The organism is Peribacillus folii (assembly GCF_030271255.1).
In the GTDB taxonomy this organism is placed as follows: Bacteria; Bacillota; Bacilli; order Bacillales; family DSM-1321; genus Peribacillus.
On record NZ_JASJOM010000002.1, the window covers coordinates 198,669 to 223,291 of the forward strand.

Genomic DNA, 24,623 nt, shown 5'->3' on the forward strand with positions numbered 1-24,623 from the left:
CTGAATAATCTCTTAAAAACTATTATTCTAGTATAACATAGACACAAGAAGCGATAACTTCATGTTTTATTGGGAATTTTGGAAGCGTCTTCTCACATGAGCAACATTGCGGAAAACTTTTCATATATCAATTATATAAAATAAAAGGTTTAAGGTGATTTCATGGAACCCATTAATAAAAATGACCTTTTGAATGAACAACGGGAGATCGCTGAAGAGGTACTTGATATCTACAGTTTAAATGTGTTCATCATTCTCGACCTTTTGCTATTCTCCATCTTCCTAGGCATCCTGCTGCACCCTTTGCTTCCTTCTCTCTGGCTGAACCTTTTATTGCCAGCAGGCTTCTTCCTTTCCTTCACAGCACTGCTTCAATTTCTTGATAGGCTCCATAAAAAAGGCTGAAATCAAAATGATGTCAGCCTTTTTTATGGTTTACGATCAGGCCTCCGATTGTAACGAGAGGCACTCGCTCAATTAAGTGCCGGTCATGGGAGCCTCCTCGGCTAGTTCCTATCCGTACACCCGTTCCAATCCACTTCACTGTAACTCACGTATAGATCCCTTTCCGTGTTGGGGAAGCTTCCAAAACATAGTCCATTCTGCTAAAACGACTTGGCGCAGAGTAGCAGTTAAAAAAAGAAAAAACTTAAGAATCATTTTTTCATATAATGAAGCATAGCAAGTTGACCTAATTTTTCCACTTTAGTTAATGTATAATTTTGAGCAATCTCATTTCCACTATAAAGGGAGATTCCATTCCCTAAAATAATAGGGGCAATGGCCAGTTGGAATTCATCAATTAAATTTCCCTTGAAAAATTCCTGCGCCAAGTTTCCTCCACCAATGAGCCAGATATCTTTACCAGGCTTTTGTTTTATATTTTTAATGAAGGTTTTGACATCTTCATTGATGAAAGAAGCATATTCATCTGATCCAGTACTCGATTGGGAAAATACATAATTTTCATATGCACGATAAGGATAATCCATTTCAAATCCTCGAATGACATCATAAGTTCCTTTCCCCATTATAACGGTGTCGATCCTTTCCAGAAGTGAATTGTAGCCAGAGTCCCCTTCTACTTCTGTTGTTTCTAACCATTCCAACGTACCATCTTCACTTGCAATATACCCGTCAATGGAAGTACCAATATATAAAATGACGCTACGGTGTTTATTCACCAACTAACAGCTCCCCCCTCTATAGATAAATTTGATATTTCTTCCTAGCATTACTGCTGTCTCGAGTCAAGGTACCACTTGTATGGAAAAATTACTTGCACTTGATTTGATTTTGAGTGAGGCCACCGAAACTTTTAGCACAAAAAGCTGGCATCATTATTTGATGTCAGCTTTTTAGGATATTGCTCAACCCTCTTCCTTAAGCCTTTTCTTTTTCAAATGAACGACAATCGTTGTGCCGAAAATCAGCAAAATGAAGGCGAAAAAGATTGCGGGGGGGATTTCGATTCCCACGACGGCAATTAGCATTTTAATGGAAATGAACCCGATAAGCACATATGCCGCCGTTTCCAGTTGCGGAACCTTATCGATCAATTTCAAGAATACACCTGCCACGCCTCGCATCATCAGGACTCCAATCATCCCGCCAGTCAGGAGAACCCAGACTTTTTCACTCACTCCAAAGGCAGCCAAGACGCTATCGACGGAGAATGCGATATCCATCAGTTCCACTGACGCTACTGTTCCCCAAAACATACCGAAAATTCGGATCAGCAGGCTGTTTTTGCTCATTCCCTGGATCGCTTCATCGTCCCCGGCTCGTTTTTTTCTTTTATTTCGGAAGTATTTAAATGAGAGCCATGCCAGGTAAACTGCTCCAATCACTTTCACCCACCATAGTTTAATGAGGAAGACACCGATCCCAATCGCCACGAACCTAAAAGCATATGCGCCCAATAAACCGTAAAACAGCGCTTTTTTGCGCTGTTTTAACGGAAGATGCCTGACCATCACAGCCAATACCAAGGCATTGTCCGCTGACAGCAACCCTTCCATTAAAACAAGCGTTCCTATCAGCCCCCAGCTCACTGGGTCCGACAAGACCTCCACCCACATATGCCAGTCAAAAAATTGGGCATATGTTTGAATGATGTTATTCAACAACTCTGACATGAAAAAGACTCCTCTGCTCCTATTACAGCATGATCATTGGCCATTTACCATTATTCCCACTAATGCCGGGGATAATATCTACATTTTAAGCGGAAAACAAAATAAATACGTTGCATGCAACGTATCATTCACTGCTTATAGGATTTTATCCTCATCTTACTCCTGCGCTGAAAAAAAATCAATCAAACCAGCCTAGGAGAGCCTTTGTTGTTTGCTTGTCCATTCAGGGGGTGTGTTTTTATCCCAGTATATTTTCCCAAGGTCATGGTGGGTGGCAAACGAATCATGATAGGTATGATAATGGAAATCAAACCAATATCCTTCAAGCGGGGGGTTTTCCTGCCTGACGTGAAAGCGGATTATATCCTTGCCGCTCAATGAATCATAAACATGAAAAATTTTCTCTGCCCTGCCAGCACTGGGTTGCTCCGTGACCGTCAATTGCTGTAGTTGTTCATCAGGGAATTGGGCGGCCATTTCCGTTAGGGCCTCCTCGATTTTAGGTAATATCGCCAGTTTGAATTCATCGCCGATTTTAGGATTGATCTTTTCGCCAAATTTCATATATGCGCTTTCCTCTGCTTTATCCAGTATGCCTGATAAAAACTCTTCCCGGTTGAATCGCTCTTTCGTTTCGGCCGAATTCTGTGAAGCAAGATAGGCTAATCCTTCTTCTTCGACCAATCCTTTTTTCGTATCCTTTAACGAATCGGCTTCGGCAAGCCATGCCAAATCAGAAGGGGTGACAAGACCGAACGTCAAAACCGACACCAAAATGACGAGACTTTTCCTTAACCACGCCGTTGCTTTCAACTCACACTCCCCCTTCTTGATTATATTTTCATTATATTTAGTATACTTTTATTTTTTGGTAATTACGAATATATAGTGTCCTATGTTTTAAATATTTTAAAAACGGATAAATACCTATATACATGATATGTACCCTAACTTTTTCACTAATTGTCCGAGACCTATAATTTAAATGAAGGATTTTGACGATATTTGGAGAACTTAATTAGATTCAAGTCTTTTTAAGGAGGGGTCTTATATGGCTTTGACCACAATTGCCATGGTGGCTTTATGTCTTGTAACATTAGCATTTTTCGTATATTTATCATTTGCCGATTAAGAATAAATGAATACTTACGAAAAAGCTCCTTGTCATTCACCTACGATGGCAAGGTTTTCTTTTCACATGAGCTGCACGTTGTGGTATTAAATGGACTTGATACTGGAGGAATGACCTTGGATAACAATAATGGTAACACCAAAGAAGAAAATTATAAACGGGAAACGGCAACAGGTAACGCGGGAATGGTCGTAACGGCACACCCCGTAGCCACTTCCATTGGGGAAAAAATATTACGCGAAGGCGGGAATGCCGTTGATGCGGCGGTTGCCATCCAGTTCGCCCTCAATATTGTAGAGCCGATGATGACAGGAATCGGCGGCAGCGGTTTCCTGATGGTATATCACGCAAAAGAAAAATCGACAAAAATATTCGATGGTCATGTAAGGGCCCCTCAAGCGGCACATCCGAACATGTTCCTGGATGATGATGGTGAGGTCATTCCATTTAGAGAACGTTCGATAAAGGCCACGGCGGTAGGCGTTCCCGGTATCCTTAAGGCGATGGATGAAGCTCTTTCAGAGTATGGGAGCAAGCCACTCGGTGATTTGATTGAACCCTCGATTGAATATGCCGAAAAAGGCGTTCCTGTCAATTGGGTGCTTTGTGATGCTCTTGAAAATTTTGAATATCGATTAGGGGAAGAAGCCCGTAACTTCTTTATGCCAGAAGGGAGACGCTACAAAGCTGGCGACTTGCTGATAAAGGAAAAATTGGCGAATACCTATCGTATCCTGCAACGCGAGGGAATAGCCGCTTTTTATGACGGCGAAATCGGAAAAGGCATCATATCCTGCATCAAGGAACTAGGCGGATTCATGGAGCTTTCCGATTTGCAGAACTATAAAGCCACCATCGATGAACCGATGTTTGGAACCTATAAAGATTATTCCATTGCTTCATCGATGGCACCAAGTGCGGGCGGCTTCACGGTCATTCAAATCCTGAAAATTCTGGAAAGCTTCCATATAGAGCAATATGACGTTCATTCCTGGGAAAAATATTATTTAATAGCGGAAGCAATGCGTCTAGCGTTCACGGACAAAAAGGCGTTTCTTGCCGATCCGGAATTTGCCGAATTGCCGTTGAAAGGCCTCATGCATGATGACTATATAGCGAAACGCCGTTCGTTCATAAATTTCAATTCACGGAATAATGCCATCGACTACGGTAACCCTTGGATTTATGATACAGTCAAGAAAAGTGAAGTGATTCCGCAGCCCAATGACGAAGATATCAGTGAAACGACACACTTTACGGTACGTGACAGATGGGGCAATATCGCCGCTTGCACATCAACGGTCGAGCACCCGTTCGGATCTGGAATCATGGTTTCCGATTATGGCTTCATGCTGAATAACGAATTGACTGATTTCGATTCCGTTCCGGGCGGCATGAATGAGGTGCAGCCGAACAAGCGGCCTGTCAGCTGTAAAAGCCCGACGATCATTTTTAAAGACGGCGAGCCGATCTTAACGCTGGGATCACCTGGAGGCCCAACCATCATCAGTTCAGTCGTTCAAACGATCATCAATGTGCTCGATTTGAAGATGGACTTGAAGGACGCAATCGAGGAGCCTAGGATTTTCACGCCGATGGGCCCGCATATCGAATGGGAAGCAGGCATGGACATGACCAGCAAAGGGCATTTGGAAGCAATGGGGTTCGCCTTCAATGATGTGCCCCATTCCATCGGAAACGTCCAGGCGATACAAATCAACAGTGATGGCACTAATTATGGAGCTGCCGATTCAAGCCGCGAAGGCTGTGCCATGGGGCTTGATAAAACAGATTATGAGACATGATCACGAAATGGATATATAGCCAAAATGGAATTTGGCCGTTTTTCTCTTTTGTACATTAAAATCAAATTCCTCAAAGCGGGTGCTGCGGAAGTGGTCTTTCAACACGACTCTCTTTCGTGCCACCCGCTTGGCTTGTCCAATTATATCCATCGAGAGCCCCTTCCCCTCTGCAAAATGAGTCAAACCCTTGATACCGTGTGATTCGTTGATTGTTTCCTCAAACATGGGATCGAAATAAACCACATCAAAATGATTATCCGGCATTGCTTTCAACATCTCATAATGATCGGCATGAATGACCTCTATGCTTCTCATCGCTTCAATCATCTTTTCCTCGGCATCACACCATGTCTTCAAACCATGTTTCACTAGAAGAGCCAAATATGGATTGCCTTCCAATGCCACGATTCTTCCTTCTGCCCCGACTGCAAAGCTCGCAACAATCGCATCAGAGCCCAAGCCCAGCGTGCAATCCAGCACGGAACTGCCTCCCTTAATATCTCCTGCCATCAGAAAAGGGTCACTCTCCCCCCGGATGAGCCTTTTCATGCGGATCATGGCAAGGTTCGGATGAAAGAAGAAGGGTTCCTTTTCGCTGTACCGATATAACTCCATTCTTTTTTTCCCATATACAAGACAGTCTTCTTGCCCGTTTTCGATTTGAATATCGTGCACCGAGCGTTTTTTCCGCGCTATATAGCGAACTTGTAATTCTTCCGCTACCCTTTTTGCTAACACAGCCGTTTCTTCGTCGGCTTTTCCAACTGTAGTGACAAACATGATCAATCCCCTTTTTACGCGCTTAAATTTGAAAGGAATGCCCCGTTGCCGGGACATTCCAATTTATCACTTATTTACTTGGCCGAATGCTTTTAGTAAATTCTCCATTATGGCTTCCATTGGCTGCCCTTCAATATCATGGCGAGGAATGAAGTGGAGGACCTCTTTCCCCTTCAAAAGAGCCATGGATGGTGAAGAAGGCTCTATTCCCGAGAAGTATTCCCTCATTTTAGCAGTTGCTTCCTTATCTTGACCCGCAAAAACCGTCACAAGATGATTTGGCTTCCCCTCTTCAGCCTGAAGCACGGCCTGGGTGGCAGCCGGACGGGCTAAACCGGCGGCACAGCCGCAAACTGAATTGACGACCACCAATGTCGTCCCTTCTGCAGTTTCCATGAAGTTTTCAACCGCTTCAGCAGTTTCCAGCTCCTCGAAGCCTGCCTGCACCAGTTCCGCACGCATTGGCTTCACCATTTGTTTCATATATTCATCATATGCCATCGACATAAAAAAAACCTCCTCATACAAATCTTCAATTTGTTTAATCATACTATATATTTGCTCAATTATGCAAAAATGGCGCTTACTTTTCATGGTAAACAGTACATCACCTGAAGCCCTGCTGCATCCGCATCCATTCCCAATTCACGGAGAGTCCTTAATTCATATAAAAAATCAATAAGGGTACCTTAACCATTAACACAAAACCAAACGAAGAGGTGCATGTATGAAAGCATTGCTCGTGATTCTATTATTTTTCTGCGCCTCCTTCATCCACTCTCCCCATTCGCAAGCAATGGTGCCTTGCAGCATAGTATTGGAGCCGATTGATGGAAAACTAGCAAACGCAAAGGGAGCGGCTTTGATTTACAAAGTGCAATTACGGCCGCCAAGCTCTGCACGAACTAGTGTAAGCATCCTTGGAGTGCACCTGCCCACTCCATCTTCCTACGGAAATTATGATGGATATGAAGGCTTTGCATTTATACCTGGCGTGATAAGTTGGCAATTCACACTCTTTCCTTCCCCAGAAGAAGAAAGTCCGACCTGGGCTGGGAGATTTGATGAGATAACCGCGGAAATGCAAAATGCCAAGGTGCAAATCCGACTTTCCAATTCAAAGGCCGCTAAGCTAGGACCGGCTATCTTGGAAAGTGATATCAAAAACTGCGATTGATACGTTCGTTTCCATTAGCAGGCAAATTTCATGGATTCAAAGGAAAATGGGCTCGGAATTTTTTCATTCCGAACCCCTTTTGAAGTCCATTGCCTATTAAAAAATAATGGGCATCATCCCAAACTAAACTTTCATGACACCGCCCGAGCTTGCATTCGTTACAAGCTTTGAGTAACGTGCTAAATAGCCTGTTCTCACTTTGGACTCGAAGCCTTTCCAATTGGCTTTCCGTCTTTCGAATTCTTCATCGGAGATTTCCAATTGGATGGTCCTGTTTTCCAAATCCAACTCGATGATATCACCATCTTCAACAAATGCGATTGGCCCCCCCTCTGCTGCTTCTGGAGAAATATGGCCGATGCTGATGCCGCGGGAAGCTCCTGAAAAACGTCCATCCGTGATCAAACCGACTTTGGCCCCGAGACCCCTTCCGACGATTTGGGAAGTGGGTGCCAGCATTTCCGGCATGCCTGGACCCCCTTTTGGTCCCTCATAGCGGATGACCACTACATTCCCTTCTTTTACCTTTCCAGTTATGATGCCGGAGAGCGCATCTTCTTGGGAATCGAAGCATATCGCTGGTCCCCTGTGATACCCACCGACAGATGCGTCAACGGCTCCCACCTTGATGATCGAACCTTGCGGGGCAAGATTCCCGAATAAAACCGCAAGACCCCCACGCTCTGAATGCGGGTTATCCAAAGGATGGATGACATCCTTGTCCAGGATTTCACATCCTATAACATTCTCACGGAGCGTTTTGCCTGAAACGGAAAGGCAGTCGCCATTGAAGGCACCTGGTTTTTTGAGCAGCTCGTTGATGATGGCACTTACACCGCCTGCATTATGTACATCTTCAATATGATAATCCGATGCAGGGGCAATTTTGGCTAAATGCGGCACCCGGTTCGCGATTTCATTGATGCGTTCCATCGGATATTCAAATCCTGATTCATGCGCCAATGCAAGTGTATGGAGAACGGTGTTAGTCGAACCGCCCATTGCCATATCCAATGCAAATGCGTTATCGATGGCATCTATCGTCACAATATCACGGGGCTTGATGTCCTGCTTGATGATTTCCATCAATTGCTTTGCCGATTTCTTGACGAATTCTTTACGTTCCTCGGCGACGGCCAAAATCGTTCCATTTCCCGGAAGTGCAAGTCCCAGACCCTCAGCAAGACAGTTCATCGAGTTTGCCGTGAACATTCCCGAACATGATCCACATGTCGGACATGCGACTTGCTCGATTTCCTGCAAATCCTCTTCATTGATATTCCCAGCTTGATAAGCGCCCACTCCTTCGAATACGGAAGTCAATGAAAGAGATTTACCGTTTTTGTCTTTACCTGCTTTCATTGGACCACCGCTTACGAAAATGGTTGGGATATTGACGCGGAGAGCGCCCATCATCATTCCCGGCGTTATTTTATCACAGTTTGGAATGCAGACCATTCCGTCAAACCAATGTGCAGATACAACCGTTTCCACCGAATCCGCGATGATTTCCCGGCTTGGCAGGGAATAGCGCATGCCGATGTGGCCCATAGCAATTCCATCATCTACTCCGATCGTATTGAATTCAAAAGGTACCCCTCCAGCCTCACGAATGGCTTCCTTCACGATTTTTCCGAATTCCTGAAGATGGACATGTCCCGGAACGATATCAATATAGGAATTACAAACCGCAATGAACGGTTTGCCGAAATCTTCTTCCTTTACTCCCGCTGCACGCAGCAAGCTTCTGTGAGGAGCACGATCGACTCCTTTTGTTATCATGTCACTTCTCTTGTTTGATGTAGACATTTGCTGTACCCCCAATTTCACCCAAATGTTTGATAATTCAGATAATATAATTTTTAGTATACTCTAAAAATTCTAACATATTTACATACAAATGCAACCATTGATCGGTTAATTTTCTATAAAAATCACTTTTCTAAAATAATAGAGCGCGATAACATTTTCAGGTACCGCCATAGCTTGATAAAAATGGCTACCCTATGCTACCCAAAATTTGTAGAAATCAAAAAAGGCATGGGGTCTATCACCCCATGCCTGAATCCCTCTTACCTTTCATCATTCGGTTGTCTTGATTCCGTCATTTGCTTCCAAACCGAACCTTTTGCCTCTTCACCATTTTCAATCCGATCGATCGCCATCTTGATCTGCAGGGCGACTTCGAATTCAGGATCTTGTTCCGCTTCCTTTAAGTATGGGAGGGTCGATTCATCCCCAGCTTCGTATAAAAACATCGCAGCCCTCCACCTGACCAATTTGTTTTTATCCGTAAGCGATTGTGACATCTCTCCCATGGCTTCTTCAAAGCCAAGGTCGGATAAACAGTCACCAGCCGTCCGTCTAACGGCAGCACTCTTATCCTTCAATGCTTTATATAGGCTTGGAAGCACCTGCCTATCTTCGATCATGCCAAGATAAACGACAGCCAGCCTTCTGATCGAAACCTTGCTATCGGCAAGGGCCATATCCAATACCGGGATATCAGCGACGGTCGGATCTTCCATTTGCTCTAACGCCTGATACCGTTTTTCCCAACTTTCATCACTGAGCATTTCGGCAGTCAATTTGATTTTGGGACGTTTCACAAATGCTTCTCTTTTATCGGTCATTTGATCAGCTGCCGCTGCAAGCTGTTTAATCCGTTCCTCCGGATACGCGGCGATTAGCTCGTCCGATACCTCCTTGACGATATCTTCCATTTCTCCATATCTTACACCGTAATCCTTCCATTTTCGAAGCATGACCACGTTATCATCTTCTTTTTGTGCGGCGGCAATCCCCTTCAGGAAATAATCGGGCAAAGCAAAACGTTTTTCGTGCTGGCTATCACTCGCTTTGATTTGCATCGGAATGCCTTTGAATTGTTGGACGGCAACCGTCACTTCACCATAATGTTCATTTAACACCGTTTGCTCGTTCTGTTCTTCGGTTTTTTCACCGAACACCTGACGGATCTGCACCAAAATATCTTTCCAATCATATTTCGCATTACGCTCGATCGCCAGGAAATCCGCAACATGATAAACACCCTTCACCCCATCGATCGTGAATAACTCCTTGATCAACTGTGGTGCCTGCTCAGCTTGATCCTTCTTATAATTATTGCTTTTACCTGCTGAAAGCTCTTCCGTCAGGTTGATTTTCATTGTATTCGGACTTGGTGTCGGTTCGATTGATTTAATTTTCAAAGTATATCTCTCCTTTTACAAAACGTTTCCATGTACTTGATAGTATCACAACGGCCCCTGTTTCTCATGCAATTGGGGCTGACGAAAAAAAGACTGGTCCAAGTTTTCTCCCTTGGGCCAGTCCCCGCTTATTCCTCTTCCAATTTCTCGGCTAAATAGGTCCATCTTTCAAGCATATACTCCAGCTTTTCCGTTAAATCCTTTTCTTCTTCAAGCAGAAGACGAACTTGTTCAAAATCGCTCCCGGCTGATGACATCTCTGCCGTGATATCTTTCAGTCGCAGTTCGACTTGCTCCATTTTCCCTTCTATCTCTTCCCATTCCTTACTTTCGGCATAGGTCAGCTTTTTCTTTTTCTTTTCTGTCCGATTCTGCTGAGGTTCAGGCGTTTTAACCGGTGCCATCTCTTCCGTCTTTTCTTCCAGGAACTCGGAATAGTTCCCATAATAAAAATCAATCTCCCCTTTTTTCCTGAAGACCAGAAGTTGATGGCACGTCTTTTCAAGGAAATACCGATCATGTGATACGGTGATGACGACACCTGAAAACGTTTCTAAGTAATCTTCCAGGACGGTTAAGGTCTGCGTATCCAAGTCATTTGTCGGTTCATCCAACAGCAGGACGTTGGGTGCACCCATTAATATATTCAGGAGGTACAGACGCCTTTTCTCGCCACCGGAAAGCTTGCGGATCGGCGTTCCATGAGATCCCATCGGAAAGAGGAACCTTTCAAGCATCTGTGCGGCGGAAATGAAGCTGCCATCTTTAAGGGCAATCGAATCTGCCGTTTCACGGATATACTCGATCATACGGAGGTTCTCATCCATATCAACGCTTTCTTGCGTATAGTAGCCGATTTTAACAGTTTGTCCCATTTCCACGTTTCCTTCATCGATAGGCTCCCGTCCGGCCAAAATATTCAACAGGGTTGATTTTCCGCTGCCATTATTGCCAACGATCCCGATTCGGTCACCGGGCTTGAAGAGGAAGGAAAAATGGTTGATGATCGACTGCTGTCCAAAGGATTTGGAGACATCCTTCAGCTCGAGTACCTTCTTTCCAAGCCGGGCGCCACTCAATTCCATTTCCAGGCTCTCCGTTTTTTGCTTATCCTTCACACCTGATTCCAATGTTTCGAAGCGTTGGATTCGTGCCTTCTGTTTTGTTGTACGAGCCTTCGCGCCTTTACGGATCCAGGCCAGTTCTTTTTTGAATAAGCTTTCTTTTTTCGATCTCTCGGCAGACTCGTTTTCTTCACGAATGGCTTTCGACTCTAAATAATCCGCATAGTTTCCCCGGTATTCAAAAAGCTGCGTTTGGGCGATTTCCCAAATTTTATTGGATACCCGGTCAAGAAAATAGCGATCATGGGTTACAAATAAAACCGACTTCTGGTATTTCGCCAAATATTCTTCCAACCAAGTGATGCTTTCAAAATCAAGATGGTTCGTAGGCTCGTCGAGGATCAGCAAGTCAGGCGTTTCGATCAGCGTTTTTGCCAGGGCCGCGCGTTTTTTTTGGCCTCCTGACAGCTCACCCAGCTTCCGTGAGTGGTCAGGCAGGCCTAACTTGGTAAGTATCGTTCTCGCATTGGCACTCGTATCCCAGGCCCCAAGCGTGTCCATATCCTGCTGCTGCTTCAGCAAACGATCCTGTATAGCGCCATTCTGAGGGTCGAGTTGGAGTTGAACCAACGTCATTTCATACTCCTTGATCAGCGAGAATACCGGAGTCGGGCTTTCGTACATATATTCCATGATCGTCAATTTCTCATCAAAATGCGGATCTTGTGATAGATAAGAAATTGTGTAATCATTCGGATGATCCTTTATTCCCAGATCACTATCTTCCAATCCCGCAATGATATTCAACAAAGTGGATTTACCGGTGCCATTAATACCGACGATCCCGATTTTTTCCCCTTCAGTAATTGAAAAAGAAACATCCTTGAACAGGAGTTTTTCCCCTTGGGTCTTCATTACATGTTCCATGCTAAAAACTTTCATAAGCGTACATCCCATTCCTTATAAAATTCCTTTAAATACCCAACCATATATTCATGTCTCTCACGAGCAATCGTCTTCGCCGTACTTGTATTAAGCAGCTCCTCCAAGCGAAGTAATTTTTCATGAAAGTGATGAACGGAAGAACTTTTCCCGTTCCTATATTCCAGCTTGGTCATATTTTCCCTTACAGGGAGCCCAGGATCATACATGGGCTGCCCCATCTTTCCCCCAAAAGCAAACGTCCTGGCAATCCCGATGGCGCCCATTGCATCCAAACGATCCGCATCCTGAACGATTTCAGCCTCGATGGAAGGCAAATCCCGCTGCCCGGAACTATACGAAATGGTACGGATGATCGCTAGAATGGCCTTCTTGCTAGCATCATCGAGCTTTAAATCCTGCATCCATCCATTCAGCTTATCCCACCCTGCTTCAACAACGTCATTGAGCTTATCATCCGGAATATCATGAAGGAGCGCGGCCATTTCAATGATGAACGCATTTCCCCTTTTTTCTTCTTTGGCAATATGTAAAGCCAGTTTCCGAACACGATCGATGTGGAACCAATCATGGCCGCTGGCATCAGAATTCAATTGATCGAATACATAATTCTCCGTTAAATCAATCATCGTTTGCTTCATTTCACCACTCCATGTCCTCTCCATTTTACCATGGTTCTCATTGTAGTTGTGCTTTTATCTTCTTTGGCCCAACTGATTTCTAATCCGCCGATCGAACCGTAATGGCAAATCCTCAAATGTAGATTCAATTTAGCCATTAACGATAAGGGACCACAAAAAGAGCCCAACAGATCATGCTCCTTCTGATGAACTCCAATTGATTTTTCATAATAATTTTTTTATATCACTTTCAAGCTCCAAGGGTTTTGTTTTGGGAGCATATCTACTGATGATCTTCCCATTACGGTCGATCAAGAACTTCGTGAAATTCCACTTAATCGATTTCGATCCCATCAATCCCGGAGCATTTTCTGCCAGATATGTGAACAAAGGGTGAGCGTCCTTTCCATTGACATTCACTTTGGCAAACATCGGGAAAGTGACGCCATGATTCAATTTACAATATGAATCGATTTCCAAGTCATCTCCCGGCTCTTGGTTCAAAAATTGATTGCACGGAAATCCGAGAATGACCAGTCCCTGACTTTCATATTGTACATAGAGACTTTGCAGATCATCATACTGTGGCGAAAATCCGCATTTGCTCGCGGTATTCACTATAATCATCACTTTGCCCCTGTATTCCTCAAGCGAAATGGTTTCGCCATTGATTTTATTGACGTTAAATTCGTATATGGACATGTATGATCTCCCCTTTAATATGATGCTGTCATTTTACCGTAAATCGCGTTGCATTTACCAACTTTACTAATCATCTTTCACCATCATTCCTGAATCCTCACCGCTTGTATCGATTGTATCAAATACTCCACCATATCTTCCAAATCTTCCATTTGTTCTTCTTTGACCAACCTTCCGAAAGAAACCTTGCAGACAGTGGCATAATCGGGCTTCTCCTTTTTACGGACCGTTTTGCTGGTCTTGAAGGTTATGATCCTCTGATCTCCCCAAATCCTTTCCAGCTGGTCCAAAAGCTCCCGGGCTAACATTTCATCGAGCTTAGCCGGAATGGAGATGAATATATCGACCGTGCATCCGGCATGTGTTTCATTAATCTGGGTATCAAGTAACTCGGCACTGAGGTTTTCGATTCCCGCATGGATCTTTATCGCGCCGCTAATGGAAATTGGCGCCACTACTTGCTTCAGTTCCAGTTCAATCTTGTATGTTCTCGACATGGTAGAGAGATTCACGATATCATCACGGCTGATGACTGTTATATCGCCGACGAAATCACGGTCATAAACCGCTCCTTCCAATACCACCTTCATATTTTCGAATGCTGTAGGATCGAACACCCCTCATACACCTCCAATTTCTTACGTTTATCTGGATCATTGTCATCCCATCTTACCATTAACGTGTCATTTCCTTCTTCGATTTACAACAAATTATTAAAATACCTTTTCTATTCAGGAATTTTCTATATAATGAAAATATTATGATTTTGGTGAAGGAGGATAATCATGCCAATCAGAATTCCGGAACAATTGCCGGCTAAGGAGATTTTAGAACAGGAAAATATATTTGTGATGGATGAGGAGAGGGCTACCAGGCAGGAAATCCGCCCATTGAATATATTAATCTTGAACCTGATGCCCGAAAAAGAAAAAACAGAGGCACAATTACTGCGCTTTCTTGGCAATACACCAATTCAGGTAAATATTTCATTCTTACGCTTAAGTACACATGAATCCAAAAACACAAGCAAATTTCACTTGGATCAGTTTTACAAATCCTTTAATGATATAAGGACAAAGCGATTTGACGGCATGATCATAACAGGTGCCCCTGTCGAGAAATTGAATTTCTCGGAGGTGAATTATTGGGAAGAACTGCAAAGCATCATGGACTGGTCCACGAAAAATGTTACGTCCACCTTACATATCTGTTGGGGAGCCCAAGCTGCCCTATATCACCATTATGGAATAGGCAAATATGAGCTTCCCGAGAAATGCTTTGGCATATACAGGCATGAGGTACTTGAACCGAAAGAAAATCTGGTCCGCGGGTTCGATGATTATTTCATGGCCCCACATTCACGTTATACGGATATTGACTATCAAAAGCTTGTCAGCATTCCCGAGTTGAAGATCTTGGCTCAGTCCGATCAAGCCGGGGTTTTGATTGCCGCTTCAACCGATGGTAAAAGAATCATGGTGACCGGCCATTTCGAATACGATGCCGAAACCCTTGGAGAAGAATATAAGCGTGATAGGAAACGCGGAATTGATACGCACCTGCCTGAAAACTATTTTCCTGATAATGACCCTTCCAAGGTCCCGCTTCACCGTTGGAAGAGCCATTGCAGCCTGATGTTTTCGAATTGGCTCAATTACTACGTCTACCAATCTACCCCATATGAGTGGGATTGAAAGCGAAAGGGAAAGGTTGGTTATGCTTACGTTAAATAGTTTTTTGGTGCAGCCAACTTTCATATCTCCTTTAGGAAACAAAAAAACCTGAGGTTTTAGCCCAGGTTTTTTGTTTCATGACTCTTTGTTTCCGAAATAAACCTCTTCAAATGGCTGGACGACCACGAACCCCTGACCCTCGAACTTCATTTGGACGGATTCGCCGCTACCCCGTCCGAAAAAGGACTTTAATGAAACATCTGTCACGAATTCTGGCTGAAGGTCCCCGGACCAGGCAACTGTGGCATTTGGGTCCGTATAAACCGGATTCCCACGTTCGACAATTAATGTGAGTGGGTCATAATGGGAAGTGAATGCGACCATCCCTTTCCCCTCGAGCCTGACATTGAATAATCCTCCCGCGAGTAAACCGGCAATGCGCCGCATCATTTTTATATCCCATTGAATGCCCGGTTCAAAGGCAAGTAAATCATTTCCGTTGACACAGATGGATTCGCCATTTAACTGTAAAATGGAAATCTTCTTCCCTTGATCCGCAACATATAGCTTGCCGCTCCCGGTCGCTTTCATTAAAGACGCACCCTCGCCAGTTAACGCTTTTTTGAAGAGCTTGCCTAAACCATGCTCAAAGATTCCTTCCCGTTCGAATTTAATCTGGCCCCGATAAGAAACCATCGTCCCCATTTTTGCCCAGATTTGCTCTTCGAGGTTGATTTCCAAAATTCGTTCCGTTTCTAACTCAAATAGGCCCTGCCCTTTATCCTGCTGCTTCGTCTTTTCGACGAATTGATTAATTCGATACTTCTCCATCAACCTGCCACCTCTTTTTGAAGGAGGAAAACCCACATGAACGATACCGCTTGCTTTAAATCCTTCGAGAAATGCCCTAGTTTAGTATAGTCCACCCCTCTCTTTGCAACTCCGGTATCGGCGACTGTTTTCCATCCTGTTTCCGTTGCCAATTTTTCAAATTCCCATGGCAACATGGTATTCATGATCACATCGTTTCCTAATAATCGTTGATAACTGAAGTTTTTCCGCGGTTCCGCCGTCGGACCGAGTATCCCAAAACAAACATGACCCCCAGGCTTCATTACCCGCCAGATTTCCTTCATCACGGTTAAAGGTTCGCCCGTATATTCCAACGAATTAATGACCATTGCCGCATCCATTTCTTCATCCTTGAATGGCAGGTTATACAAATCTCCTTGAATAAATGAAAGATTGGGATGATTCGCCGCCTTTCCTTTTGCAAATTCAATCATCACACTTGATAAATCGACACCAATTACGTCATATCCGGCTTCGGCAAGTTTTAATGAACCCACTCCATCTCCACAGCCTATATCGGCCACTTTCATTCCCGAATGCACATGGCTCGAAAAAAAAGGAATTATTTTTTTCCGGCTGCCCGTCTCCCACATTTCTTGCGATTTCTTCACCCACATTGGGGCAAAGTCATCCCATTCCTTTTTCGATTCCTTATGCCAAGTATGTATATTCATCAGATAAGCTCCCTTCCCCTTCAAAACATGGCAGAAACACACAAATACCAAGGATATCCTCCATCACGAACCCAAAAAATGCACGGTTCTGATTATAACTATTCTGTTCCTCATCCATGAAAACCTTTTTTTAGACGCATTGTCATAAATGGATAAGGAATATGTCAATAAAAGCTCTCGATCTAATAGCTACACTTACATGACGGGATATACTTTTTCATGACTTTTGGAAGGGCTTAACAAAAAATGCTTTTATCAAGTGTTCTTGAAACTATAAAATCCGTTACTATCATACATAGCTTTAAAAAAGACTGGCAGAAAAGCTGCTTCTACCCTTGCAAATGCACGGTAAGGTTGGTTTCCCGTTCCATGCTCGCTTATCCAGAGGTCCGGCCGTACACCCGGTCCAATCAAACCTTGCTATCTGATTTTTAAAATGATTTTTCCTTTGGCTCTTCCCGACTCCGCATACTCCATCGCTTTTTGAGCATCAGTGAAAGGAAAAACCCTATCGATTATAGGTTTGATCTTACCAGATTCAATAAAGTTTGCTAGTACACTCAATTGATCTCCGCTCGGTTTCATGAACAAAAAAGAATATTGAACATTATGATTTTTTTCAAGTGAAGTAAGCTTATTACTCGCTGCCCTGAACAATAAGGTTTTAAAAAATCCTGAACCATATTCCTTAGCGAAACGGGCATTTGGCATTCCTGAAACGGAAACGATTTTTCCTCCGTCTTTTATAACCTGGAAAGACTTTTCGAGCGTCTTGCCCCCGAGTGTATCAAAGACTGCATCGTAATTTTTCAGTATGTCCTCAAATTTTTCTTTTTTGTAATTGATTATTTCATCTGCACCGAGAGATTTCACTAAATTTGCCCCAGCATCACTGGCAGTCGTGGTAACAGTGGCCCCCATCAGTTTTGCCAATTGAATGGCAAATGTACCAACTCCGCCAGCCCCAGCGTGGATCAAAACCTTTTGTCCCTTTTGCACTTGCAGTATGTCATGCAGAGCTTGATATGAGGTCAATCCAACCAATGGGATGGATGCAGCTTCCTCAAAGCTCAAATTATGAGGTTTCAAGGCTATGTCATTTTCATGAATTGAAATATATTCGGCAAAAGTTCCGATTTTACTTTTACGTGGACGGGCATATATTTCATCCCCGACCTTGAAGCGGGTTACTTTTGTTCCGACCTTCGCCACGACACCAGAAAAATCATTACCTAAAATAAGTGGCAAATCATATTTTATTAACAATTTCACTTTCCCATCACGTATCTTAAAATCTATGGGATTTATACTAGCTGCATGAATTTCTGCAAGCACCTCATTTTCACCAATAACAGGGGCGGACACTTCTTCCAGGCGCATCGGGACTTTCCCATACCTATCAATAACCATTGCTCTCATTGCCTATACCTCCAACACGTTTAGGTTATTTCCGTAATCTCAATAAAAATCCTTCATGAACTTTTCAATATCCAACATGAGGGTTTTTAATAAATCTAATTTCGAACGTACATCAATATAATAAAAATTTTTCGTGCCTTCTTTCCGCATTAAAATGACACCGGCATCTCGCAATACTTTAAGATGATGTGACACCGCTGGACGGGAAAGATGCGTTTGTTCTGTGATTTCGCCTACACGCAAACCTGTTTCACAGTCAGTCCCCATCAACACTAATAAGATGGATTGACGTGTTTCATCGCCAATCGCCAAAAGCACTTTCTGACAATTCATAAAATCTTCCCTAATACGATTAAGTTGGACCTGTTTACTCATTTGAATGTCTGCCTCCCATACTCAGTTCAAAGGTTTAAGTTGACGAACCATATCAACGTTCGATACAACGATATAACATTAATATATCCGGTGCAATATTGAGAAAGTAAATCGAGGCAGATCAAATCATAGTAGCGGTAAATCTTATAAGTTTATGCCGGTTTGTGACCAAGTTAAGGAGGCTTTGCTTGATGAGCCGCTTGCAACAATATTTATTGAACGCACATAAGTAGTTTACCGCATTGAGGGTTACTCGTTCTGCCTTCGCCTTTCGTTCAATAAGAAAGGGGTTGTTATCGCTACTCCCTAATCATTGCGGTACTGCAACACATCTTCGTTATCCCTGGTTCATATCGGGTTACTTTGCACAAACAATGAAACTATTCAATGAATGATCATTTCCATCTGAAGCGTTCATCAATTCGTAATAACTGGCTACCAACGTTTGGAGCATCGGAGGTACTTTAATGAATTCTGCACGGATATTGTTTGCATGATTTTTTTCCCAATGACCGTCATCTAAAAAGCGTGCTTCGACTGTAAGTTGTTTTACCACTTCAAAGTTTGCTTGCTGGAGCAGCTGCTGAATTTGAGTTTTATGAAACAAGTTTTGGATATTCCCATCGTTTTTTACGAAGTTTGAATACAAGGCTGAAATGGAAACTGCAAAAAAATGGGGGCGTTGCGTAATGGAGGTAAAGTCGAGGTCCCATTCTGCAAAACATATATGTTTTGCCAATCCACGGATTTTCTTAAAATAAAGAAATAAATCGCGTGGTTGCCTGAAATACCATGAACAATGGGATAATACCGCCACATCAAAAGGTATAGTCGATTCAAAAAAAGAAAAATCCATCTCAAAATGGAAATCAATACGTTCTCCTAGCGGAGACTTCTTAATCCGTTCCGCTGCCTTACCTATTGTTACTGGTGCCCCATAATCAGGAGCAGCAATATCTATTGCCACAACATATCCGTTTTCTCCTACTGCATCCGCTATCGCAACTGTTGTATCACCTTGACCACAGCCTATTTCCAATACACGCATTCCTTTTTTAATCCCAAAGGCTTCTACTAATTTCATGCGGTGCTGCAACTGAGCTTGCTGTATCGAATCATCTTCGAAAAGTTGATATTTCGACAAAAAAGTTCTTGTGTTTTCACTTAGTTGAAATGATTTCATTATGTTTCCCCCTATTTATTGTGTATTGGCTGCCTCAGCAGCCTTCCATATAGATTTTTTGGGCCAGAAGCTATTCAAACATTAAGAAAAAATGGCCGCTAATTGGCGGCCATGACTATTCAATTATTCAGGTTTTTTTGCGGAAAGCTTAAGATCATGAATCTTTCTGCTTTCCACTTTCATTCCAGGAATAGTTTTCAACAATTTCATCTGAAGGCATTGGTTCCTTAACTGCTGTTATGCTGAAATCAACCCCAATCAGGTCATTTATTCATGTTTTCAAACCATGCTTTTTCTCGATCAATAGGTCAGCGCAATCACTGCTTGCTTAATTGATTTACATGAATGCCTCTCCACAAAATGATGCGGAATGATAGAACCAGCCGGAGCATCTCCTGTTTGCAGTTTTTGAATGATGCTTTTCGCTGCCTGATAGCCTAAATCGAAAATATTTATGTCTACAGATGATAAGGCGGGTAATGAGAGTTCAGGGAAAAGAACCTGATTGAAGCTGACAATCGAAATATCTTCCGGAGTCCGTACGCCCATTTCCCGAAGAGAATGTACGACACCAAGCGCCATAAAATCATCACTTACTACCAAAGCAGTGGGTGGTTCGGCGATTGACAGTAATTTTTTCGCAGCTGCTTGTCCACCTTCATGTGAAAACTCTTCATGAAGGGTATATTCCTTGCTAAGGACGATACCAGCCCTTTTCAATGCACATTCGTATCCAAATAAGCGATCTAGAGTCTTAACAAAGTTTATATCGTCGGCAATGAAACCAATTTTTTCATGTCCTAATTGAATGAGGTAATCAGTTGCTTGTTCGGAGGCCAAGATATTATCGTTATCCACATACGTTATCTCTTCAATGAAGTCATAAGGTTTCCCGATACTGACAAACGGAAAAGCCCGATCTCTTAAATAGTTGAGAATATGATCACTAATCCTTGAATACAAAAGGATTACACCATCTACCATTCCCCCTTGAACCATTTTCACGACTTCCTCGTAGATTTCATCTTCTGTTTTTCCTGTACTTAGTAATAGGGAGTAATGATTTTCCTGAGCTCCTTCACTGAGGCCCTGGAGAATTGCAGGAAAAAATAGATTTTGATAAGAAAAGTTCGACGAACTTGGGAGTACCAAGCCAATGATTCTGGTTGATCGTTTGGCAAGACTGCGAGCTATAAAGTTTGGATGATACCCTAACATTTGCATAATATTTCGAACACGGACCTTTGTTTTCTCACTTATACGAGGATCATTTGAAATCACTCGTGAGACCGTTGATGGAGCAACATTCGCCCTTTGTGCCACATCTTTTATCGTGATGGTCATGCGCTGTTTCCCCTCTCCCCTCTTTAGCATTTATAGACTTCATATTTAAAATATCTTTTCTCACTGAGAGTGCCATTTATTTTCGTGTTAATAAACTGTAAATACTTTATATCGTTTATCTTATTCAAAACATTTTATTTTTTCAATCTCTTTTTATCCTCATATGAAAAATAAATTATTTTGAGTGGCAGAGTCATACAGATAAGTAAAGTGAAGGGTCATTTCTTACTCAAGGATACACGCTTCAGTTTTTCGAATTTTCGAAAATTAATATTGCGTAAAATAGGCAAATCAAATAAAATCATTTTAAGGTAATTACACTTTTATTACCTTAAAACTCAAAATGGAGGGCTTTTTAAATAAAGCTAAGCTTCCAGCTTATTAACTAAAATATTCGAAAGGAGCACTGTGCATCACTTTTCATCCTTCTGTAGCTATTTAAGAATCATTATTCTAGTAAATTATTATACCCCCATTTAAGAGAGAGGGAATTTCATGAATCAAGAACAATATTTGAAGAAAAAGATGGGATTTTGGTCACTAACTGCATTATCTCTTGGAGGGATCATAGGTTCGAGTTGGCTTTTCGGACCATGGAATACAGCCAAAATGGCCGGGCCAGCAGCGATTATGTCTTGGATCATCGCTGCATTCGTCATCACTCTAATAGCTCTTGTTTATGCTGAATTAGCAAGGGTAAGGCCAGAAACCGGGGGATTAGGTCGTTATCCCCTCTATTCTCATGGAAGATTGCTCGCAACTGTGACCAGCTATTCGATTTGGCTTGGCTACTGTGCCACTGCACCCGTTGAATCAGCTGGAGTCATTCAATATGCTAATGAGTTCTGGCCAGGACTATATGATCTATCAAAGGAACAATTAACGACAACCGGCATTTTGGCAGCGACTGTTTTAATGGTATTCTTTGTCGTGGTGAATTATTTTGGAGTGAAACTGTTTGCAGTCACGAATACCATAATCACGACAATTAAATTTTTAGTACCTGTTTTGACCATCATTGCATTTATCATGACAGGTTTTCACGAAGAGAATTATACAAGTCATGGGTTCGCCCCTAATGGATATGGCGCTGGATTAAGCGCCATCTTGACCAGCGGGATATTTTTTGCCTATACCGGATTCGGGAATGTGGTTATGATGAGTGGCGAGGTGGTAAACCCAAGACGGAATATACCACTTGCTCTTATCACATCACTGTCAGTCTCAGCCATTTTATATGCTTTACTTCAAATCGTTTTTATAGGTGCCGTGCCGCCCGAAATGCTAGCCAATGGTTGGAGTGGCATTAAATTCGACTCTCCGTTTGCGAATTTAGCACTTATGGCAAATATGGTTTGGCTGTCCTGGACCATTACGGCAGACGCAATGATTTCACCGACTGGCTCGGCGCTTGCTTATACTGCCGGTACATCAAGACATGTGTTCGGAATGGCTAAAAGTGGATTCCTGCCATCTTATTTCGGAACGATCAATAAAAAATTTGGAGTTCCTACACGTGCTCTTACCCTCAATTTCCTTATTGGGCTGCTTTTCTTATTTCCTTTAAAGAGCTGGACGGCAATCGTAGCGATTGTCGGATCGATCGGTATATTCAAATACGCTTCAGCATGCGTCACAGTAATGGTGTTTCGTAAGGTCGGTTTAACAAAAGACAACGGTATCCCCGGCATGAATGTCATTGCTCCCTTAGCCTTTGTATTTGCCACCCTCCTCATTTACTGGACAAATTGGAGCAGGATTCAACTTGCCATTTGGGGACTGGCGATTGGAATTGCGGGATATTTGATCACTCATTTTATCAATAAACATAAATCGATGGAAATCATCGGTGGAATCTATCTTATTATTTATATTTTGATGCTCGTTGCTGTTTCATCAATCGGCAATTTTGGCGGTAAAGGTCTTATTCCAGAGCCATTCATGTCTTACATCGTGGCAATCATTGGATTCCTTTTTTACTACTTTGCTGTTTATAACGGAGTTTGGTATATGCGAAACAAGGGGAACGTTCAAGAGTTACAGGATATGGATAAGACGGATATTTAGAAACCATTTCATATTATAAAGGGAGAAATGATGATGAAGCTTTGGGGCGGACGTTTCAGGGAAGATGAAAATAAATTGATGGAGGACTTTAATCGTTCTCTTCATGTTGATAAAAGACTATATTTCGAAGATATTAAAGGAAGCATTGCACATGTAAATATGCTTGTTAAATGTGATTTGCTTACCAGGAACGAAGGAGAAAGCATTAAGAGGTCACTTCTTTCCATATTGGAAGATATTGAGAGCGGAACATTACCGATCGAAGGCGATTTTGAGGATATTCATAGTTTTGTTGAAGCTACTTTGACAGAACGAATTGGAGAAACAGCAAAAAAACTCCATACAGCAAGAAGCCGAAATGATCAAGTCGCTTTGGATACCAGACTTTACGCTAAAAATAAGGCGCTGGAAGTTCTCGAGCAGATTGAAGACCTTCAACATAACCTCGTAGAAAAAGCCAAAGAAAACAATGTGATCATGCCAGGATATACCCATCTACAGCGGGCACAAGTAGTAACACTTAAGCATCATTTAATGGCCTACTTCAGCATGCTGGATAGGGATAGAAAAAGAATTCTTAATGCGATTGAAATTTTGGACGAAAGTCCGCTTGGCTGCGGAGCATTGGCAGGGACGACTCATACGATCGACAGAGAAATGACTGCTAAGGAGCTAGGATTTTCTAAGCCTATGAACAATTTCCTCGATGGTGTTAGTGATAGAGATTACCTGTTGGAATTAACGTCTGGTTTTTCCATCATCATGATGCATGTAAGCAGATTAAGTGAAGAGCTGATTTTATGGAGTAGTCAAGAATTTAAGTTCATCAGTATCGATGATGCATATTCCACAGGCAGCAGCATCATGCCTCAAAAGAAAAACCCTGATGCAGCGGAGCTCATTAGAGGTAAAACAGGACGGGTATATGGTTCACTTACCTCACTTTTAACAACCATGAAAGGCTTGCCACTGGCTTATAATAAAGATATGCAGGAAGATAAAGAGCCATTTTTTGATGCTTTGGATACGGTTTTATCTTGTCTGAAAATCATGTCCAAGATGATTTCCACCATGAAGGTCCATACTGAAAATATGAAAAAAGCTGTAAACGATGGCTTTCTCAATGCAACGGAAGTCGCTGACTATTTAGTTAGCAAAGGCGTTGCATTTAGGGATGCCCACAGCATTGTCGGCTCGATTGTCATTTATTGTGAAGATCATGATAAACCAATAGAAGAGTTGACACTAGCCGAATTGAAGAGCTTGAATCCATTGGTCGATGAGGACTTATATGAGTTTATCGATTATCAAAATATACTGAATAAAGGCATTAAGGTGAACCTGTTGAAGTAATCAAATTTATTCCCAATAAAGAGCCGTTGGCATAGAAGATACGCACACTCTATGTCAATGGCTCTTTTAAGATTTATTGAATACTATCCTATTAATGAAACAAAGGGATAA

23 protein-coding genes are annotated in these 24,623 nt (G+C 42.5%); 6 read left to right on the forward strand and 17 right to left on the reverse strand.

Translation table 11 applies throughout. The annotated features are described in order from the left end of the window. Positions 1-162 precede the first annotated feature (162 nt). A complete protein-coding gene (locus tag QNI08_RS03595) occupies positions 163-405 on the forward strand; it encodes a hypothetical protein (protein ID WP_285766064.1) in 243 nt (80 codons plus the stop codon). A gap of 251 nt (positions 406-656) precedes the next feature. Here QNI08_RS03595 and QNI08_RS03600 read toward each other — a convergent pair whose 3' ends face one another. From QNI08_RS03600 to QNI08_RS03610, 3 genes are all read right to left on the reverse strand, one after another. Beyond that, on the reverse strand, positions 657-1,184 hold the full coding sequence (locus QNI08_RS03600; protein WP_285766327.1) for a dihydrofolate reductase family protein: 528 nt from the start codon (positions 1,182-1,184) through the stop codon (positions 657-659). Between the two features lie 186 nt (positions 1,185-1,370). Beyond that, positions 1,371-2,138 carry a TerC family protein gene (locus QNI08_RS03605; RefSeq protein WP_285766065.1) on the reverse strand — a complete coding sequence of 256 codons (768 nt, stop codon included), beginning with the start codon at positions 2,136-2,138 and terminating at the stop codon, positions 1,371-1,373. Positions 2,139-2,330: 192 nt separating this feature from the next. After that, positions 2,331-2,951, reverse strand: a complete 621-nt coding sequence (locus QNI08_RS03610; RefSeq protein ID WP_285766066.1) for a YpjP family protein — start codon at positions 2,949-2,951, stop codon at positions 2,331-2,333. 435 nt (positions 2,952-3,386) lie between these two features. On the opposite strand from QNI08_RS03610, the gene ggt reads away from it, so the two are divergent. Then, complete coding sequence (gene ggt, locus QNI08_RS03615) at positions 3,387-5,075, forward strand: gamma-glutamyltransferase (RefSeq protein ID WP_285766067.1); 1,689 nt, start codon at positions 3,387-3,389, stop codon at positions 5,073-5,075. Here the strand turns inward: ggt and QNI08_RS03620 are convergent, their stop codons facing one another. Beyond that, positions 5,076-5,855: a class I SAM-dependent methyltransferase gene (locus QNI08_RS03620; protein ID WP_285766068.1), complete on the reverse strand. Its 780-nt coding sequence runs from the start codon at positions 5,853-5,855 to the stop codon at positions 5,076-5,078. 66 nt (positions 5,856-5,921) lie between these two features. Next, positions 5,922-6,362 (reverse strand): BrxA/BrxB family bacilliredoxin, encoded by a 441-nt coding sequence (locus tag QNI08_RS03625; protein ID WP_285766069.1) that lies wholly within the window; start codon positions 6,360-6,362, stop codon positions 5,922-5,924. Positions 6,363-6,582: 220 nt separating this feature from the next. Here QNI08_RS03625 and QNI08_RS03630 point away from each other — a divergent pair, with 220 nt between their 5' ends. Then, on the forward strand, positions 6,583-7,032 hold the full coding sequence (locus QNI08_RS03630) for a YoqH family protein (RefSeq protein WP_285766070.1): 450 nt from the start codon (positions 6,583-6,585) through the stop codon (positions 7,030-7,032). A gap of 123 nt (positions 7,033-7,155) precedes the next feature. Here QNI08_RS03630 and ilvD read toward each other — a convergent pair whose 3' ends face one another. The 6 genes from ilvD to QNI08_RS03660 all read right to left on the reverse strand — a co-directional run bounded on the left by ilvD (position 7,156) and on the right by QNI08_RS03660 (position 14,189). Next, positions 7,156-8,841, reverse strand: coding sequence for a dihydroxy-acid dehydratase (gene ilvD, locus QNI08_RS03635; RefSeq protein WP_285766071.1), 1,686 nt, complete (start codon positions 8,839-8,841; stop codon positions 7,156-7,158). A 263-nt stretch (positions 8,842-9,104) separates the two neighbouring features. Continuing rightward, positions 9,105-10,244 (reverse strand): conserved virulence factor C family protein, encoded by a 1,140-nt coding sequence (locus QNI08_RS03640; RefSeq protein WP_285766072.1) that lies wholly within the window; start codon positions 10,242-10,244, stop codon positions 9,105-9,107. A gap of 128 nt (positions 10,245-10,372) precedes the next feature. After that, entirely contained in the window at positions 10,373-12,250 is a 1,878-nt protein-coding gene (locus QNI08_RS03645) for an ABC-F family ATP-binding cassette domain-containing protein (protein WP_285766073.1), read from the reverse strand. Further along, a complete protein-coding gene (locus tag QNI08_RS03650) occupies positions 12,247-12,891 on the reverse strand; it encodes an HD domain-containing protein (RefSeq protein WP_285766074.1) in 645 nt (214 codons plus the stop codon). Before QNI08_RS03650 ends, QNI08_RS03645 begins: the two co-directional genes overlap by 4 nt. Positions 12,892-13,095: 204 nt before the next feature. Then, on the reverse strand, positions 13,096-13,572 hold the full coding sequence (locus QNI08_RS03655) for a glutathione peroxidase (protein WP_285766075.1): 477 nt from the start codon (positions 13,570-13,572) through the stop codon (positions 13,096-13,098). Between the two features lie 83 nt (positions 13,573-13,655). Next, the gene (locus tag QNI08_RS03660; RefSeq protein ID WP_285766076.1) at positions 13,656-14,189 is read right to left on the reverse strand and encodes a hypothetical protein; all 534 of its coding nucleotides are present in this window, start codon (positions 14,187-14,189) and stop codon (positions 13,656-13,658) included. Positions 14,190-14,357: 168 nt separating this feature from the next. On the opposite strand from QNI08_RS03660, the gene metA reads away from it, so the two are divergent. Continuing rightward, on the forward strand, positions 14,358-15,266 hold the full coding sequence (gene metA / locus QNI08_RS03665; protein WP_285766077.1) for a homoserine O-acetyltransferase MetA: 909 nt from the start codon (positions 14,358-14,360) through the stop codon (positions 15,264-15,266). Positions 15,267-15,380: 114 nt separating this feature from the next. Here the strand turns inward: metA and QNI08_RS03670 are convergent, their stop codons facing one another. The 6 genes from QNI08_RS03670 to QNI08_RS03695 all read right to left on the reverse strand — a co-directional run bounded on the left by QNI08_RS03670 (position 15,381) and on the right by QNI08_RS03695 (position 21,092). Further along, entirely contained in the window at positions 15,381-16,076 is a 696-nt protein-coding gene (locus QNI08_RS03670; RefSeq protein ID WP_285766078.1) for an AIM24 family protein, read from the reverse strand. Continuing rightward, positions 16,076-16,771 (reverse strand): class I SAM-dependent methyltransferase, encoded by a 696-nt coding sequence (locus QNI08_RS03675; RefSeq protein ID WP_285766079.1) that lies wholly within the window; start codon positions 16,769-16,771, stop codon positions 16,076-16,078. The genes QNI08_RS03670 and QNI08_RS03675 overlap by 1 nt, the downstream gene beginning before the upstream one ends. Positions 16,772-17,191: 420 nt before the next feature. After that, on the reverse strand, positions 17,192-18,190 hold the full coding sequence (locus QNI08_RS03680; RefSeq protein WP_285766080.1) for an NADP-dependent oxidoreductase: 999 nt from the start codon (positions 18,188-18,190) through the stop codon (positions 17,192-17,194). A 39-nt stretch (positions 18,191-18,229) separates the two neighbouring features. Beyond that, positions 18,230-18,565 carry an ArsR/SmtB family transcription factor gene (locus tag QNI08_RS03685; RefSeq protein ID WP_285766081.1) on the reverse strand — a complete coding sequence of 112 codons (336 nt, stop codon included), beginning with the start codon at positions 18,563-18,565 and terminating at the stop codon, positions 18,230-18,232. Positions 18,566-18,923: 358 nt separating this feature from the next. Next, complete coding sequence (locus tag QNI08_RS03690) at positions 18,924-19,748, reverse strand: SAM-dependent methyltransferase (RefSeq protein ID WP_285766082.1); 825 nt, start codon at positions 19,746-19,748, stop codon at positions 18,924-18,926. A gap of 300 nt (positions 19,749-20,048) precedes the next feature. Continuing rightward, positions 20,049-21,092, reverse strand: coding sequence for a LacI family DNA-binding transcriptional regulator (locus QNI08_RS03695; RefSeq protein WP_285766083.1), 1,044 nt, complete (start codon positions 21,090-21,092; stop codon positions 20,049-20,051). A gap of 495 nt (positions 21,093-21,587) precedes the next feature. Between QNI08_RS03695 and QNI08_RS03700 the strand changes: the two genes are divergently transcribed. Both QNI08_RS03700 and argH read left to right on the forward strand, forming a co-directional pair. Then, positions 21,588-23,159: an APC family permease gene (locus tag QNI08_RS03700; protein ID WP_285766084.1), complete on the forward strand. Its 1,572-nt coding sequence runs from the start codon at positions 21,588-21,590 to the stop codon at positions 23,157-23,159. Positions 23,160-23,186: 27 nt separating this feature from the next. Further along, positions 23,187-24,512: an argininosuccinate lyase gene (gene argH / locus QNI08_RS03705; protein WP_285766085.1), complete on the forward strand. Its 1,326-nt coding sequence runs from the start codon at positions 23,187-23,189 to the stop codon at positions 24,510-24,512. Positions 24,513-24,623: the final 111 nt, after the last annotated feature.

Excerpts from the sequence above, each read along its gene's own strand:
- QNI08_RS03675 (WP_285766079.1), bottom strand. The coding sequence starts at position 16,771 with ATGAATATACATACTTGGCATAAGGAATCGAAAAAGGAATGGGATGAC.
- QNI08_RS03685 (WP_285766081.1), bottom strand. The coding sequence starts at position 18,565 with ATGAGTAAACAGGTCCAACTTAATCGTATTAGGGAAGATTTTATGAAT.
- QNI08_RS03650 (WP_285766074.1), bottom strand. The coding sequence starts at position 12,891 with ATGAAGCAAACGATGATTGATTTAACGGAGAATTATGTATTCGATCAA.
- QNI08_RS03700 (WP_285766084.1), top strand. The coding sequence starts at position 21,588 with ATGAATCAAGAACAATATTTGAAGAAAAAGATGGGATTTTGGTCACTA.
- QNI08_RS03605 (WP_285766065.1), bottom strand. The coding sequence starts at position 2,138 with ATGTCAGAGTTGTTGAATAACATCATTCAAACATATGCCCAATTTTTT.
- ilvD (WP_285766071.1), bottom strand. The coding sequence starts at position 8,841 with ATGTCTACATCAAACAAGAGAAGTGACATGATAACAAAAGGAGTCGAT.
- QNI08_RS03620 (WP_285766068.1), bottom strand. The coding sequence starts at position 5,855 with ATGTTTGTCACTACAGTTGGAAAAGCCGACGAAGAAACGGCTGTGTTA.
- QNI08_RS03655 (WP_285766075.1), bottom strand. The coding sequence starts at position 13,572 with ATGTCCATATACGAATTTAACGTCAATAAAATCAATGGCGAAACCATT.
- QNI08_RS03645 (WP_285766073.1), bottom strand. The coding sequence starts at position 12,250 with ATGAAAGTTTTTAGCATGGAACATGTAATGAAGACCCAAGGGGAAAAA.
- QNI08_RS03690 (WP_285766082.1), bottom strand. The coding sequence starts at position 19,748 with ATGAAATCATTTCAACTAAGTGAAAACACAAGAACTTTTTTGTCGAAA.
- metA (WP_285766077.1), top strand. The coding sequence starts at position 14,358 with ATGCCAATCAGAATTCCGGAACAATTGCCGGCTAAGGAGATTTTAGAA.
- QNI08_RS03625 (WP_285766069.1), bottom strand. The coding sequence starts at position 6,362 with ATGTCGATGGCATATGATGAATATATGAAACAAATGGTGAAGCCAATG.
- QNI08_RS03670 (WP_285766078.1), bottom strand. The coding sequence starts at position 16,076 with ATGGAGAAGTATCGAATTAATCAATTCGTCGAAAAGACGAAGCAGCAG.
- argH (WP_285766085.1), top strand. The coding sequence starts at position 23,187 with ATGATGATGAAGCTTTGGGGCGGACGTTTCAGGGAAGATGAAAATAAA.
- QNI08_RS03680 (WP_285766080.1), bottom strand. The coding sequence starts at position 18,190 with ATGAGAGCAATGGTTATTGATAGGTATGGGAAAGTCCCGATGCGCCTG.
- QNI08_RS03695 (WP_285766083.1), bottom strand. The coding sequence starts at position 21,092 with ATGACCATCACGATAAAAGATGTGGCACAAAGGGCGAATGTTGCTCCA.
- QNI08_RS03630 (WP_285766070.1), top strand. The coding sequence starts at position 6,583 with ATGAAAGCATTGCTCGTGATTCTATTATTTTTCTGCGCCTCCTTCATC.
- QNI08_RS03595 (WP_285766064.1), top strand. The coding sequence starts at position 163 with ATGGAACCCATTAATAAAAATGACCTTTTGAATGAACAACGGGAGATC.